Here is a 13502-nt window from a genome sequence, read left to right as displayed (position 1 = left end):
CCCTTACAGCTTCATCAGGCTGGCGTCGTCGACCGAGGCCGAGTGGCGGGACCGGAACAGCGACACGATGATCGCGAGGCCCACCACGACCTCCGCGGCGGCGACGACCATCGTGAAGAACGCGATGATCTGGCCGTCGAGATTGCCGTGCATCCGGGAGAAGGCGACGAAGGCGAGGTTGCAGGCGTTGAGCATCAGCTCGACGCACATGAACACCACGATCGCGTTGCGCCGGATCAGCACGCCCGTCGCGCCGATGGTGAACAGCAGGGCCGCCAGGTACAGGTAGTTGACCGGGTTCACTTCGACGCCTCCTCGGTGCGCTTGAAGGCGGGCGGTTCGCTGTCGGTGCGCTCCAGGCGGTCCTCGGCGCGCTGCTCCAGCGCCCTGAGGTCGCTGATCGCCTCGGCGGACACGTCACGGATCTGGCCGCGGTCGCGGAGCGTCTTGCTGACCGTCAGCTCCGACGGGGTGCCGTCGGGGAGCAGTCCGGCGACGTCCACGGCGTTGTGCCGGGCGTAGACGCCGGGGGCGGGCAGCGGCGGGAGGTGCTTGCCCTCGCGCACGCGCTCCTCGGCCAGTTCGCGCTGGGTCTTGGCGCGTTCGGTGCGCTCGCGGTGGGTGAGGACCATCGCGCCGACGGCCGCCGTGATGAGGAGGGCGCCGGTGATCTCGAACGCGAAGACGTACTTGGTGAAGATGAGGGCGGCGAGTCCCTCGACGTTGCCGCCCGCGTTGGCCGCGGCGAGGCCGTCGAACTGCGACAGCGAGGCGTTGCCGATGCCGCCGAGGAGGAGGACGCCGAAGCCGAGGCCGCAGACCAGGGCCAGCCAGCGCTGGCCCTTGATGGTCTCCGTCAGGGAGTCCGCGGCGGTCACGCCGACGAGCATCACCACGAAGAGGAACAGCATCATGATCGCGCCGGTGTAGACGACGATCTGCACGATGCCCAGGAAGTAGGCGCCGTTGGCGAGGTAGAACACCGCCAGAACGATCATGGTTCCGGCGAGGCACAGCGCGCTGTGCACGGCCTTCCTCATGAGGACGGTGCACAGGGCGCCGATCACCGCGACGGTGCCGAGGATCCAGAACTGGAAGGCCTCGCCGGTCGAGGTGGAGTAGGCGGCGAGCTGCGCGGTCATCGGCCGATCACCTCACCGGAGGCCGGCTCGTCCGCGCCGAAGGTCGACTCGGCCTCCTGCGGGACCTCGCCCTTGGAGAGGGCCACCTGCCGCTCGGTGCCGGGCGCCGCCTCGGTCACCAGGCCGCGGTAGTAGTCGCCCTCGTCGGTGCCGGGGTAGATCGCGTGCGGCGAGTCGACCATGCCGTCGTCGAGACCGGCGAGCAGCTGCTCCTTGGTGTAGATCAGGTTGGCGCGGCTGCTGTCGGCGAGTTCGAACTCGTTGGTCATCGTCAGCGCGCGCGTGGGGCACGCCTCGATGCACAGGCCGCACAGGATGCAGCGGGCGTAGTTGATCTGGTACACCCGGCCGTACCGCTCGCCGGGCGAGTAGCGCTCCTCGTCGGTGTTGTCGGCGCCCTCGACGTAGATCGCGTCGGCGGGGCAGGCCCAGGCGCACAGTTCGCAGCCGACGCACTTCTCCAGGCCGTCCGGATGGCGGTTGAGCTGGTGCCGTCCGTGGAACCGCGGGGCCGTGGTCTTCTGCTGCTCGGGGTACTGCTCGGTCAGCCGCTTCTTGAACATGGCCTTGAAGGTCACGCCGAAGCCGGCGACGGGGTTCTGGAAACCGGGGGTGGTCTCCTTCGGTTCCTCAGCCATCGGACGCCTCCTTTCCATCCTGCGATCCGTCACTCACAGTGTCGGACCCGCCACTGACAATCAGCTCCCGCTCACGGCGCGGGCGGCGCCTGGGCACCGGGGGCAGCTCCTGTCCGGGCAGCGGGGGTACGGGGAACCCGCCCGCCATCGGGTCGAAGCCGGGTGCCTCCGTCGGAGGCGGTGCCGCCGCCTCCTTGCCGCGGTCGCGGAACATGTCCACGACGAACGAGAGGAGCAGCAGGACCAGGACGCCGCCGCCGACGTAGAGGGCGATGTCGGCGAAGTCGTAGTTCTCGTTGCGCAGGGTCCGCACGGTGGCGACCAGCATCAGCCAGGTCACCGACACCGGGATGAGGACCTTCCAGCCGAGCTTCATCAGCTGGTCGTAGCGGACGCGGGGCAGGGTGCCGCGCAGCCAGATGAAGAAGAACAGCAGCAACTGCACCTTGACGGTGAACCAGAGCATCGGCCACCAGCCGTGGTTGGCGCCCTCCCAGAAGGTGCTGACCGGCCAGGGGGCCCGCCAGCCGCCGAGGAAGAGGGTCGTCGCCACCGCCGAGACGGTCACCATGTTGACGTACTCGGCGAGCATGAACAGCGCGAACTTGATCGACGAGTACTCGGTGTTGAAGCCGCCCACCAGGTCGCCCTCGGACTCCGGCATGTCGAACGGGGCGCGGTTGGTCTCGCCGATCATCGTGACGATGTACAGCAGGAATGACACCGGCAGCAGGATGATGTACCAGCGGTCCTGCTGCTGCTCGACGATGGTCGAGGTCGACATGGAACCCGAGTAGAGGAACACCGAGGCGAACGCGGCGCCCATGGCGATCTCGTACGAGATCATCTGCGCGCAGGAGCGCAGGCCGCCCAGGAGCGGATACGTGGAGCCGCTGCTCCAGCCCGCCAGGACGATGCCGTAGATGCCGACCGAGGCGACCGCCAGGATGTACAGCATCGCGATCGGCAGGTCGGTGAGCTGCATCGTGGTGCGCTGGCCGAAGATCGAGACCTCGTTGCCGGCCGGGCCGAAGGGGATCACCGCGATCGCCATGAACGCCGGGATGGCCGCCACGATCGGCGCCAGCACGTACACCGCGGTGTCGGCGCGCTTGACGATCAGGTCTTCCTTCAGCATCAGCTTCACGCCGTCGGCGAGCGACTGGAGCATGCCCCAGGGGCCGTGCCGGTTGGGGCCGACCCGCAGCTGCATCCAGGCGACGACCTTGCGCTCCCACACGATGGAGAACAGCACGGTCACCATCAGGAACGCGAAGCAGAACACCGCCTTGACGACGACGAGCCACCAGGGGTCGCGGCCGAACAGCGAGAGGTCTTCCGCGGCGAGGTACAAGCTGCTCATGCCTCCACCTCCTGGGGGGCCTCGGCGGCGGAGGCCGCCGGGCCGATGCGGACGAGGGAACCGGGGCGGGCCCCGGTGTCGGAGGCCACGCCGCCGCCCGTGGAGTTGAGCGGCAGCCACACCACCCGGTCGGGCATCTCGGTGACCAGCAGCGGGAGTTCCACGGTGCCGCCGGTGACACCGGTGACACCGGTGACACCGGTGCCGGTCACGGCGAGCAGGTCGCCGTCCTTGACGCCCGCCTCGGCGGCCGTCGCGGCGGACACGCGCGCGTGCGCGGCGTGCCGGGTCCCGGCGAGCGCCTCGTCGCCGCGCTGGAGCAGCCCCTGGTCGAGCAGCAGCCGGTGCCCGGCGAGGACGGCCTCCCCGGCGGCGGGCCGCGGCAGCACGCCCGCGGACTCGTGCGGCTCGTCGGCGCGGGCGCCCGTCCAGGCGCCGAGCCGGTCGAGTTCGGCGCGCGCGGTGCGCAGGTCCGGCAGGCCCAGGTGGACGTCCATGGCGTCCGCGAGCATCTGGAGCACGCGCGCGTCGGACGGGGCGAGACGGCGGGTCATCTGGTCGGGCTTGAGAGCGGCCTCGAAGAACCGCACCCTGCCCTCCCAGTTGAGGAACGCGCCCGCCTTCTCGGCGACCGCGGCGACCGGCAGGACGACGTCGGCGTGGTCGGTGACCTCGCTGGGCAGCAGCTCCAGCGACACCACGAACCCGGCCTCGGCAAGCGCCTCACGCGCGCGCGCCGGATCGGGCAGGTCGGCGATCTCCACCCCGGCGACGAGCAGCGCCTGCAGCTCCCCGCCCGCGGCGGCCTCGACGATCTGCCCGGTGTCCCGGCCGTAGCGGTGCGGGAGTTCGGCGACGCCCCAGGCGGCCGCGACCTCCTCCCGCGCGCGCGGGTCGGTCGCGGGACGGCCGCCCGGCAGCAGCGACGGCAGCGCACCCGCCTCGATGGCGCCCCGCTCCCCGGCCCGGCGCGGAATCCACACCAGGCGGGCCCCGGTGGCGTTCGCGGCGCGTACGGCGGCGGTGAGGCCCCCGGCGACGGCCGCGAGGCGCTCACCCACGACGATGACGGCGCCCTCGGCGCGCAGCGCCTCGGCGGCACGGGCGCCCGCCGGGTCCTCCAGGGCGGTGCCGCCGGACAGCGCGTCCAGCCACTCGGTCTCGGTGCCCGGCGCGGCCGGCAGCAGCGTGCCGCCTGCCTTCTCCAGGCCGCGCGTGCTGTGCGTCGCCAGGGCGAACACCCGCTGGCCGTGCTTGCGCCAGGCCTTGCGCAGCCGCAGGAAGACGCCAGGTGCCTCCTCCTCGGACTCGAACCCGGCGAGCAGCACGGCGGGCGCCTTCTCCAGCAGGGTGTACGTGACGCCCGTGCCGTCGAGGTCCCGGCCGCGCCCGGCGACGCGGGCGGCCAGGAAGTCGGCCTCCTCGCCGCTGTGCACGCGCGCGCGGAAGTCGATGTCGTTGGTGTCGAGGGCCACGCGCGCGAACTTGCTGTACGCGTAGGCGTCCTCGACGGTGAGCCGCCCGCCGGTCAGCACGCCGGTCCGCCCGCGCGAGGCGAGCAGGCCCTGCGCGGCGATCTGCAGCGCCTCCGGCCAGGAGGCCGGTTCCAGCTCGCCCTCCGCGTTGCGCACCAGGGGCGTGTCCAGGCGGGTGCGGGACTGCGCGTAGCGGAACGCGAAGCGCCCCTTGTCGCAGATCCACTCCTCGTTGACCTCGGGCTCCTCCGCCGCCAGGCGCCGCATGACCTTGCCGCGCCGGTGGTCGGTACGGGTGGCGCAGCCGCCCGCGCAGTGCTCGCACACCGACGGCGAGGAGATCAGGTCGAACGGGCGGGAGCGGAACCGGTAGGCGGCCGAGGTGAGCGCGCCGACCGGGCAGATCTGGATGGTGTTGCCGGAGAAGTACGACTGGAAGGGGTCGCCCTCGCCGGTGCCGACCTGCTGGAGCGCGCCGCGCTCGACCAGCTCGATCATCGGGTCGCCCGCCACCTGGTTGGAGAACCGCGTGCAGCGCGCGCACAGCACGCAGCGCTCGCGGTCCAGGAGGACCTGGGTGGAGATCGGGACGGGCTTCTCGTAGGTCCGCTTGCGGCCCTCGAAGCGGGACTCGGCCTGGCCGTGCGACATGGCCTGGTTCTGCAGCGGGCACTCGCCGCCCTTGTCGCAGACCGGACAGTCCAGCGGGTGGTTGATGAGCAGCAGCTCCATCACGCCGTGCTGCGCCTTCTCGGCGACGGGCGAGCTGAGCTGCGTCTTGACCACCATGCCGTCGGTGCACGTGATCGTGCAGGACGCCATCGGCTTGCGCTGGCCCTCGACCTCGACGATGCACTGGCGGCAGGCGCCGGCCGGGTCGAGGAGCGGGTGGTCGCAGAAGCGGGGGATCTCGATGCCGAGTTGTTCGGCGGCCCGGATGACCAGGGTGCCCTTGGGCACGCTGATCTCGGCGCCGTCGATGGTCAGCGAGACGAGGTCCTCCGGCGGGAGGGCCGCCTCTCCGCCCCCGGAGGGAGCGCTGGTGGTCACCGTCATGCGTTCACCTCCGTACGGTCGGCCCAGGCCGTCGACCTGGCCGGGTCGAAGGGGCAGCCTCGGCCCGTGATGTGCTGCTCGTACTCCTCGCGGAAGTACTTGAGCGAGGAGAAGATCGGCGAGGCGGCGCCGTCGCCGAGGGCGCAGAAGGACTTGCCGTTGATGTTGTCGGCGATGTCGTTGAGCTTGTCGAGGTCGGACAGGACGCCCTTGCCCGCCTCGATGTCGCGCAGCAACTGCACCAGCCAGTAGGTGCCTTCGCGGCAGGGGGTGCACTTGCCGCAGGACTCGTGGGCGTAGAACTCGGTCCAGCGGGTGACGGCCCGCACCACGCAGGTCGTCTCGTCGAAGCACTGGAGCGCCTTGGTGCCGAGCATGGAACCGGCGGCGCCGACCCCTTCGTAGTCGAGGGGGACGTCGAGGTGCTCGTCGGTGAACATCGGGGTCGAGGAGCCGCCCGGGGTCCAGAACTTGAGGCGGTGTCCCGGCCGCATGCCGCCGCTCATCTCCAGGAGCTGGCGGAGGGTGATGCCGAGGGGGGCCTCGTACTGGCCGGGGCTCGCGACGTGGCCGCTGAGGGAGTAGAGCGTGAAGCCCGGGGACTTCTCGCTGCCCATCGAGCGGAACCACTCCTTGCCCTGGTTCAGGATCGCGGGAACCGACGCGATGGACTCGACGTTGTTCACTACGGTCGGGCACGCGTAGAGGCCCGCGACGGCAGGGAAGGGAGGACGCAGCCGCGGTTGACCCCGGCGGCCTTCGAGCGAGTCCAGCAGCGCGGTCTCCTCGCCGCAGATGTACGCGCCCGCCCCCGCGTGCACGGTGAGTTCGAGGTCGAGTCCGCTGCCGAGGATGTTCTCGCCGAGGAAGCCCGCCGCATAGGCCTCGCGCACGGCCTCGTGCAACCGCCGCAGGACGGGGACGACTTCACCCCGCAGGTAGATGAAGGCGTGCGACGACCGGATGGCGTAGCAGGCGATCACGATGCCCTCGATGAGGCTGTGCGGGTTCGCGAAGAGGAGCGGGATGTCCTTGCAGGTCCCCGGCTCCGACTCGTCGGCGTTGACAACAAGATAGTGCGGCTTGCCGTCGCCCTGCGGGATGAACTGCCACTTCATGCCGGTCGGGAAGCCCGCCCCGCCCCGCCCGCGCAGGCCGGAGTCCTTGACGTAGGCGATCAGGTCGTCGGGCGACATGGCGAGGGCCTTGCGCAGGCCCTCGTATCCCTCGTGGCGGCGGTAGACGTCCAGGCTCCAGGACCTGTCCTCGTCCCAGAAGGCCGACAGCACGGGTGCGAGCAGCTTCTCGGGGCTGCTGCCTTTCAGCTCGGGTGCCAAGGTCATCACTCCCCCTCCTCGGCTGCGGGCCCCGCCGGGTGGGCGGGGTCGGAGGCCGATGTGTCCTGCGGCGCGTCGTGCGAACTGAGGTGCTCGGTGGGCGACGGCTCGTGCACGTCCCGGCCGTCGGCGGTGTCGCGCGCGCCGGTGCCGCGGGGTCCGGCGTCGCGCTGTCCGGTGGCGCTCGGGCCGGTGCCGGTCGGGCCCGCGTCGCGCGGGTGGACGACGCGGGCGGGTGTCGCCTCGCCGCGGGCCAGACGCAGGCCCACCAGGGAGGCCGGGCCCGCGCCGCCGCTCGCCTCGACGGCGCCCTCGCGCTCGTCCGGGAACCCGGCGAGGATGCGGGCGGTCTCCTTGAAGGTGCACAGCGGCGCCCCGCGCGTGGGCGACACGGTCCGGCCGTCGCGCAGGTCGTCCACCAGGCGCTTCGCGCTCTGCACGGTCTGGTTGTCGAAGAACTCCCAGTTGACCATCACGACCGGCGCGAAGTCGCAGGCGGCGTTGCACTCGATGTGCTCCAGCGTGACCTTGCCGTCGGCGGTGGTCTCGCCGTTGCCGACACCGAGGTACTCCTGGAGCTCCTCGAAGATCGCGTCGCCGCCCATGACGGCGCAGAGGGTGTTGGTGCAGACGCCGACCTGGTAGTCGCCGCTGGGCCGCCGCCGGTACATGCTGTAGAAGGTGGCGACGGCGGTGACCTCGGCGGTGGTGAGGTCGAGGACGTCGGCGCAGAACCGCATGCCGGTGCGGGTGACGTGGCCCTCCTCCGACTGCACGAGGTGCAGCAGGGGCAGGAGGGCGGACCGGGAGTCGGGGTAGCGGGCGATGATCTCGCGCGCGTCGCGCTCCAGCCGGTCCCGGACGTCGTCCGGGTAGCCGGGCGCGGGCAGCTCGGGCATGCCCAGGCTGACGCCTCGCTCCGAGGAAGAGGTGGTCACCGGTCGACGCCTCCCATCACGGGGTCGATCGAGGCCACGGCGACGATGACGTCGGCGACCTGGCCGCCTTCGCACATCGCCGCCATGGCCTGGAGGTTGGTGAAGGACGGGTCGCGGAAGTGGACCCGGAAGGGGCGGGTGCCGCCGTCGGACACGGCGTGCACCCCGAGTTCGCCCTTGGGGGACTCGACGGCCGCGTAGGCCTGTCCCGCGGGGACGCGGAAGCCCTCGGTGACCAGCTTGAAGTGGTGGATCAGGGCCTCCATGGAGGTGCCCATGATCTTCTTGATGTGGTCAAGGGAGTTGCCGAGGCCGTCGGGGCCGAGAGCGAGCTGGGCGGGCCAGGCGATCTTCTTGTCGCCGACCATGACCGGGCCGGGCTCCAGCCGGTCCAGGCACTGCTCGACGATCCGCAGCGACTGGCGCATCTCCTCCAGCCGGATCAGGAAGCGGCCGTAGGAGTCGCAGGAGTCGGCGGTGGGGACGTCGAAGTCGTACGTCTCGTAGCCGGAGTAGGGCTGCGACTTGCGCAGGTCGTGCGGGAGGCCGGTGGAGCGCAGGATCGGGCCGGTGGCGCCGAGGGCCATGCAGCCGGCCAGGTCAAGGTAACCGACGTCCTGCATACGGGCCTTGAAGATGGGGTTCCCGGTGGCGAGCTTGTCGTACTCGGGGAGGTTCTTGCGCATCTTCTTGACGAACTCGCGGATCTGGTCGACCGCGCCGGGCGGCAGGTCCTGGGCGAGTCCGCCGGGGCGGATGTAGGCGTGGTTCATCCGCAGGCCGGTGATCAGCTCGTAGATGTCGAGGATCATCTCCCGGTCGCGGAAGCCGTAGATCATGATCGTGGTGGCGCCCAGCTCCATGCCGCCGGTGGCGATGCACACCAGGTGGGAGGAGAGGCGGTTCAGCTCCATCAGGAGCACCCGGATGATCTTGGCGCGCTCGGTGATCTGGTCCTCGATGCCGAGGAGCTTCTCGACGGCGAGGCAGTAGGCGGTCTCGTTGAAGAAGGACGTGAGGTAGTCCATGCGCGTCACGAACGTGGTGCCCTGCGTCCACGTACGGAACTCGAGGTTCTTCTCGATGCCGGTGTGCAGGTAGCCGATGCCGCAGCGGGCCTCGGTGACCGTCTCGCCGTCGATCTCCAGGATGAGCCGGAGCACTCCGTGGGTGGACGGGTGCTGGGGCCCCATGTTGACGACGATGCGCTCGTCGTCGGCGCGGGCCGCGGACTGGACGACCTCGTCCCAGTCGCCACCGGTGACCGTGTAGACGGTTCCCTCGGTGGTCTCGCGTGCCGATGCTGACTGCGTGCTCACGAGTACGACCTCCGCTGGTCCGGAGCCGGGATCTGGGCGCCCTTGTACTCGACGGCGATGCCGCCGAGGGGGTAGTCCTTGCGCTGCGGGTGACCCGGCCAGTCGTCCGGCATCATGATCCGCGTCAGCGCCGGGTGGCCGTCGAAGACGATGCCGAAGAAGTCGTAGGTCTCACGCTCGTGCCAGTCGTTGGTCGGGTAGACCGGCACCAGGGACGGGACGTGCGGGTCGGCGTCGGGGGCGCTGACCTCCAGCCGGATCAGCCGGTTGTGGGTGATCGAGCGCAGGTGGTAGACGGCGTGCAGTTCGCGGCCCTTGTCGTGCGGGTAGTGGACGCCGCTGACGCCGGTGCAGAGTTCGAACCGCAGGGCCGGATCGTCGCGCAGGGTGCGGGCGACGCGGACCAGGTGCTCGCGCTCGATGTGGAAGGTGAGTTCGCCGCGGTCGACGACCGTCTTCTCCACGGCGTTCTCCGGCAGCAGGCCCTGTTCCTCCAGGGCGCCCTCCAGTTCGTCGGCGACCTCGTCGAACCAGCCGCCGTAGGGGCGGGCGCTCGCGCCGGGCAGCCGGATCGAGCGGACCAGGCCGCCGTAGCCCGAGGTGTCGCCGCCCTTGTCGGCGCCGAACATGCCGCGCTGGACCCGGATCTCCTCACCGCCCTGGCCGCGCTGGCCGGGGAGGTTGGAGGCGGAGAGGTCCTTCTCCGGGTTGGTGTCTCCGGCGCCGGTGGCGCCGCCTGCGTCGCTCACCGCAGCAGCCCCTTCATCTCGATCGTGGGCAGGGCCTTGAGCGCCGCCTCCTCCGCCTCGCGGGCCGCCTCCTCGGCGTTCACGCCCAGCTTGGAGCCCTGGATCTTCTGGTGGAGCTTGAGGATCGCGTCCATCAGCATCTCGGGGCGCGGCGGACAGCCCGGGAGGTAGATGTCGACGGGGACGATGTGGTCGACGCCCTGGACGATCGCGTAGTTGTTGAACATGCCGCCCGAGGAGGCGCAGACCCCCATGGAGATCACCCACTTCGGGTTCGGCATCTGGTCGTAGACCTGCCGCAGCACCGGCGCCATCTTCTGGCTGACCCGGCCCGCGACGATCATCAGGTCCGCCTGGCGGGGCGAACCGCGGAAGACCTCCATGCCGAAGCGGGCCAGGTCGTACCGGCCGGCGCCCGTGGTCATCATCTCGATGGCGCAGCAGGCGAGGCCGAACGTGGCGGGGAAGACGGACGCCTTGCGCACCCATCCCGCGGCCTGCTCGACGGTGGTCAGAAGGAAGCCGCTCGGCAGCTTTTCTTCGAGTCCCATGACTAAAGGCCCCTCAGTCCCATTCCAGGCCGCCGCGCCGCCACACGTACGCGTAGGCGACGAAGACGGTGAGCACGAAGAGCAGCATCTCCACGAGCCCGAAAAGCCCCAGGGCGTCGAAGGTGACGGCCCAGGGGTAGAGGAAGACGATCTCGATGTCGAAGACGATGAAGAGCATCGCCGTCAGGTAGTACTTGATGGGGAAGCGCCCGCCGCCGGCCGGCGTGGGGGTCGGCTCGATTCCGCACTCGTAGGCTTCGAGCTTGGCGCGGTTGTACCGCTTCGGACCGATCAGCGTGGCCATGACCACGGAGAAGATCGCAAAGCCTGCCCCGAGGGCTCCCAGTACGAGGATGGGCGCATACGCGTTCACCGCTCCTCGCTCCTCTCAGTCGGCACTGACTGCTGGCGATGGCAAGGGCCCGACCAGTTCGGATCACTGGTCCCACCCGCCCCACGCACCCCCCGAACACCGCCTGTACCGACGAAGATCGAGAACATGTGAAGCAGGTCACAAGCCCAACTGCCTCGCATCCTATGCCTGCCGCTCTGTGATCTGCGACACGGGGTATTGCACAAGCTTTGTGATCTCCACCACCTGACGAACGATCATGAAGTCATATCAGCAGTGATCTTCATACGCGAAGCGTCAGAGTGATCACAAGAAGTGACATTTATGCTCGTCACCGCAGGCCAGGAGGGGCGTCTCCATATCAAGAGAGTTCCGCTGCATGCAAATTGGCGCTGGACGGGGGCCCCTGATAGAGGACGCGTTCACACATCAGAGGGAGTTCCGGAAGCCGATGTGGACGCGTGCACGCGTTCACGAGCGGGGGCGGTGATCCACTCCCGCCGGGCGCGCGCTCCGGACGCGGGGGTTCCGTTAACCGTTCCGTGACCTGCGCCACATCATGAGAGGCGGCTGAGAACCGGGCTTGGCCAACGGTCTTCACCGATGGTAGGCACGGGGCAAACCGGGCGTAACGACGAAAGCCCATGATCACAGGCATGATCGTCGACGTCCGCAATGTCCGTTACGGCGTCAATAAAGGGCGACACGGCGGGTGTTCGGGGTCGCCGTTGAACAATTGTGGCGCAGCCCACGTTTCTTGTAGGTATGGAGGAGCCCCTGATACCGCTAGTACCCATGTCCCACACCGCTCTCATACGCAGCCACCGGAAACCCCGCCGCAGCGCGTCCACGATCGCGATGCGGGCCGGAGTCGCCAGTGGTGTACTCGGCTCGCTGGCCGTGGCCACCGCGGCCGGATCGGCCAACGCCGCCGAGCCGGTGACGCAGACGCTCGAACTGCCCGTGCTCACCGGTGACGTGGCCGCCCAGGTCGCGCAGTCCGCGAACGCCACCCAGCAGGCGGCCGCGAACTACCAGCTCGCCGCCGAGCGCGACGCCGCCGCCGCGGCCGCCGCCAAGGAGGCCAAGAAGGACCTCGCCGAGGCGAAGAAGGTCGCGGCGAAGAAGAAGGCCGCCGAGGAGGCCCGCCGGGCCGCCGCCGAGGCCGCCGTGTCCCGCTCCACGGAGCGCGCGAACCTCTCGACCGCCTCGTCGGCCTCCACGTCCTCGTCGGACACGGTCTCCGCGCCCGCCAGCGGCAGCGTCGGCACCGTCATCTCGTTCCTCAGGGCGCAGCTCGGCGACGCCTACGTGATGGGCGCCACCGGCCCCAACGCGTGGGACTGCTCCAGCCTCGTGCAGGCCGCGTTCCGGCAGGTGGGTGTGGACCTGCCGCGGGTCTCGCAGGACCAGTCGATGGCCGGCACCGACGTCTCCCTCTCCAACATCCAGGTCGGGGACATCCTGTACTGGGGCGGCAAGGGCTCGGCGTACCACGTCGGCGTCTACATCGGCGACGGCCAGTACCTGGACGCCGCGAACCCCTCCAAGGGCGTCGTCATCCAGGACCTCTCCGGCTACCCGGCCTCGGGAGCGGTGCGCGTCCTCTGAGACGCGGGACGCGGGAACCCGCGGTCGCAGACGCGGGAACCCCGACTACCGGCCGCTGAGCGGCCCGTGGGACGGCTGAACAGCTGAACAGCAACACGCGGAAGGGCCGCTGCCGCTCGGGGGCAGCGGCCCTTCGGCGCGCGCGGGAGCCGTCCGGGCGGCGGGCCGTCAGGCCTTCGGGGCCACCTTGGTTCCACTGGGGTAACCACCGGACAAGAAATTTCCTACCGCCGGTGGTACGTTTTAGATATGAGCAGTCACGTGGCACCCCAGGCCGTCGAGCGAGCCGGTAAAAGATCCGTGTCGCTCGCCCAGTCGTTGATCAAGGAAGTCGAAGAACGCGCCGGCAAGAGCGGGTTCTCCTCCGTCGTGGCCGAAGCCCTGGAGGAATGGCTCGCCGCGCAGAAGCTCCGTGAGGTCGTGACCGCCGACCGCAAGGCGTTCGGCCCCGTCTCCGCCGAAGCGCGGCGTCAGGCGGAGGAGGAGTGGTAAGCAAGCGGCTCAAGATCAAGGCGAAGAGCGAGGGCACGCTCGTCCTGGACGCCCAAGGGCTTTCCCTGCACGTCGACGGCGATGAAGGGATGCGTGCGCGCATCGAGGTCGCCCAGCAGAGCGGCCGACGCGTGGCGCTGTCCGCCCTGACGCCCTTGGAAGTGCGCCGCACCGGGGAAGCCGCCAAGCGGCTCCACTTCCTGCTGTCCCGGTTCGATGTGAAACCGGTCAACGACGCGGTGACCGACGCCGCGGCGAAGCTGCTCGACATCTCAGGACTCGACGGACACGAATGCCTCGTGGACGCCCTCGTGGTCGCCACGGCAGCACTCTGCACTCCCCCGGTCCTACTCGTCACTTCTGACAAGTCGCACATCCCCGCACTGTGCAAGGCCGCCGAGGAGCTTCCCGGCTCACCGAAAGTGAAGATCGTCAACGTGTGACGGCCGAACACCGCGAGCCGAGCCGCTCGACTGTCC

Annotated in this window: 14 protein-coding genes; 3 read left to right on the top strand and 11 right to left on the bottom strand. The window is 69.9% G+C overall.

Annotation, left to right across the window (positions count from 1 at the left end; translation table 11 throughout):
* Positions 1 to 3: 3 nt before the first annotated feature.
* Genes nuoK through ACIQPQ_RS33775 form a run of 11 tightly spaced genes read right to left on the bottom strand, consistent with a single transcriptional unit; the run spans position 4 to position 10941 of the window.
* Positions 4 to 303 carry an NADH-quinone oxidoreductase subunit NuoK gene (gene nuoK, locus ACIQPQ_RS33825; protein WP_004927567.1) on the bottom strand — a complete coding sequence of 100 codons (300 nt, stop codon included), beginning with the start codon at positions 301 to 303 and terminating at the stop codon, positions 4 to 6.
* A complete protein-coding gene (locus ACIQPQ_RS33820) occupies positions 300 to 1142 on the bottom strand; it encodes an NADH-quinone oxidoreductase subunit J (protein ID WP_401311704.1) in 843 nt (280 codons plus the stop codon). Before ACIQPQ_RS33820 ends, nuoK begins: the two co-directional genes overlap by 4 nt.
* Entirely contained in the window at positions 1139 to 1780 is a 642-nt protein-coding gene (gene nuoI, locus ACIQPQ_RS33815; RefSeq protein WP_401311701.1) for an NADH-quinone oxidoreductase subunit NuoI, read from the bottom strand. The genes ACIQPQ_RS33820 and nuoI overlap by 4 nt, the downstream gene beginning before the upstream one ends.
* Entirely contained in the window at positions 1773 to 3143 is a 1371-nt protein-coding gene (gene nuoH / locus ACIQPQ_RS33810) for an NADH-quinone oxidoreductase subunit NuoH (protein ID WP_401311699.1), read from the bottom strand. The genes nuoI and nuoH overlap by 8 nt, the downstream gene beginning before the upstream one ends.
* Positions 3140 to 5674, bottom strand: coding sequence for an NADH-quinone oxidoreductase subunit G (locus ACIQPQ_RS33805; RefSeq protein ID WP_401311696.1), 2535 nt, complete (start codon positions 5672 to 5674; stop codon positions 3140 to 3142). The genes nuoH and ACIQPQ_RS33805 overlap by 4 nt, the downstream gene beginning before the upstream one ends.
* Positions 5671 to 7020 (bottom strand): NADH-quinone oxidoreductase subunit NuoF, encoded by a 1350-nt coding sequence (nuoF, locus tag ACIQPQ_RS33800; protein ID WP_401311693.1) that lies wholly within the window; start codon positions 7018 to 7020, stop codon positions 5671 to 5673. The genes ACIQPQ_RS33805 and nuoF overlap by 4 nt, the downstream gene beginning before the upstream one ends.
* Positions 7017 to 7949 carry an NADH-quinone oxidoreductase subunit NuoE gene (gene nuoE, locus ACIQPQ_RS33795; RefSeq protein ID WP_401311690.1) on the bottom strand — a complete coding sequence of 311 codons (933 nt, stop codon included), beginning with the start codon at positions 7947 to 7949 and terminating at the stop codon, positions 7017 to 7019. Before nuoE ends, nuoF begins: the two co-directional genes overlap by 4 nt.
* Positions 7946 to 9268 (bottom strand): NADH-quinone oxidoreductase subunit D, encoded by a 1323-nt coding sequence (locus ACIQPQ_RS33790; RefSeq protein ID WP_401311688.1) that lies wholly within the window; start codon positions 9266 to 9268, stop codon positions 7946 to 7948. Before ACIQPQ_RS33790 ends, nuoE begins: the two co-directional genes overlap by 4 nt.
* The gene (locus tag ACIQPQ_RS33785) at positions 9265 to 10017 is read right to left on the bottom strand and encodes an NADH-quinone oxidoreductase subunit C (RefSeq protein WP_401311685.1); all 753 of its coding nucleotides are present in this window, start codon (positions 10015 to 10017) and stop codon (positions 9265 to 9267) included. Before ACIQPQ_RS33785 ends, ACIQPQ_RS33790 begins: the two co-directional genes overlap by 4 nt.
* A complete protein-coding gene (locus ACIQPQ_RS33780) occupies positions 10014 to 10568 on the bottom strand; it encodes an NADH-quinone oxidoreductase subunit B family protein (RefSeq protein WP_030494814.1) in 555 nt (184 codons plus the stop codon). Before ACIQPQ_RS33780 ends, ACIQPQ_RS33785 begins: the two co-directional genes overlap by 4 nt.
* A 13-nt stretch (positions 10569 to 10581) precedes the next feature.
* Complete coding sequence (locus ACIQPQ_RS33775; protein ID WP_030494815.1) at positions 10582 to 10941, bottom strand: NADH-quinone oxidoreductase subunit A; 360 nt, start codon at positions 10939 to 10941, stop codon at positions 10582 to 10584.
* A 744-nt stretch (positions 10942 to 11685) separates the two neighbouring features.
* On the opposite strand from ACIQPQ_RS33775, the gene ACIQPQ_RS33770 reads away from it, so the two are divergent.
* The 3 genes from ACIQPQ_RS33770 (at position 11686) to ACIQPQ_RS33760 (ending at position 13466) form a co-directional block, all read left to right on the top strand.
* Positions 11686 to 12531: a C40 family peptidase gene (locus ACIQPQ_RS33770; protein WP_401311682.1), complete on the top strand. Its 846-nt coding sequence runs from the start codon at positions 11686 to 11688 to the stop codon at positions 12529 to 12531.
* Between the two features lie 249 nt (positions 12532 to 12780).
* Entirely contained in the window at positions 12781 to 13023 is a 243-nt protein-coding gene (locus tag ACIQPQ_RS33765; RefSeq protein ID WP_157863495.1) for a hypothetical protein, read from the top strand.
* A complete protein-coding gene (locus ACIQPQ_RS33760; protein ID WP_401311679.1) occupies positions 13017 to 13466 on the top strand; it encodes a DNA-binding protein in 450 nt (149 codons plus the stop codon). The genes ACIQPQ_RS33765 and ACIQPQ_RS33760 overlap by 7 nt, the downstream gene beginning before the upstream one ends.
* Positions 13467 to 13502: the final 36 nt, after the last annotated feature.

It is taken from the genome of Streptomyces sp. NPDC091281 (assembly GCF_044757425.1).
In the GTDB taxonomy this organism is placed as follows: domain Bacteria; phylum Actinomycetota; class Actinomycetes; order Streptomycetales; family Streptomycetaceae; genus Streptomyces.
The sequence above is the reverse complement of the archived record's forward strand: the minus strand, read 5'-3'. Positions and strand labels throughout refer to the sequence as shown.

Bases quoted from the DNA above. Each gene is read 5' to 3' on its own strand.
- ACIQPQ_RS33820 (WP_401311704.1), bottom strand. From the start codon at position 1,142: ATGACCGCGCAGCTCGCCGCCTACTCCACCTCGACCGGCGAGGCCTTC.
- nuoI (WP_401311701.1), bottom strand. From the start codon at position 1,780: ATGGCTGAGGAACCGAAGGAGACCACCCCCGGTTTCCAGAACCCCGTC.
- nuoH (WP_401311699.1), bottom strand. From the start codon at position 3,143: ATGAGCAGCTTGTACCTCGCCGCGGAAGACCTCTCGCTGTTCGGCCGC.
- ACIQPQ_RS33805 (WP_401311696.1), bottom strand. From the start codon at position 5,674: ATGACGGTGACCACCAGCGCTCCCTCCGGGGGCGGAGAGGCGGCCCTC.
- ACIQPQ_RS33780 (WP_030494814.1), bottom strand. From the start codon at position 10,568: ATGGGACTCGAAGAAAAGCTGCCGAGCGGCTTCCTTCTGACCACCGTC.
- ACIQPQ_RS33770 (WP_401311682.1), top strand. From the start codon at position 11,686: ATGGAGGAGCCCCTGATACCGCTAGTACCCATGTCCCACACCGCTCTC.
- ACIQPQ_RS33765 (WP_157863495.1), top strand. From the start codon at position 12,781: ATGAGCAGTCACGTGGCACCCCAGGCCGTCGAGCGAGCCGGTAAAAGA.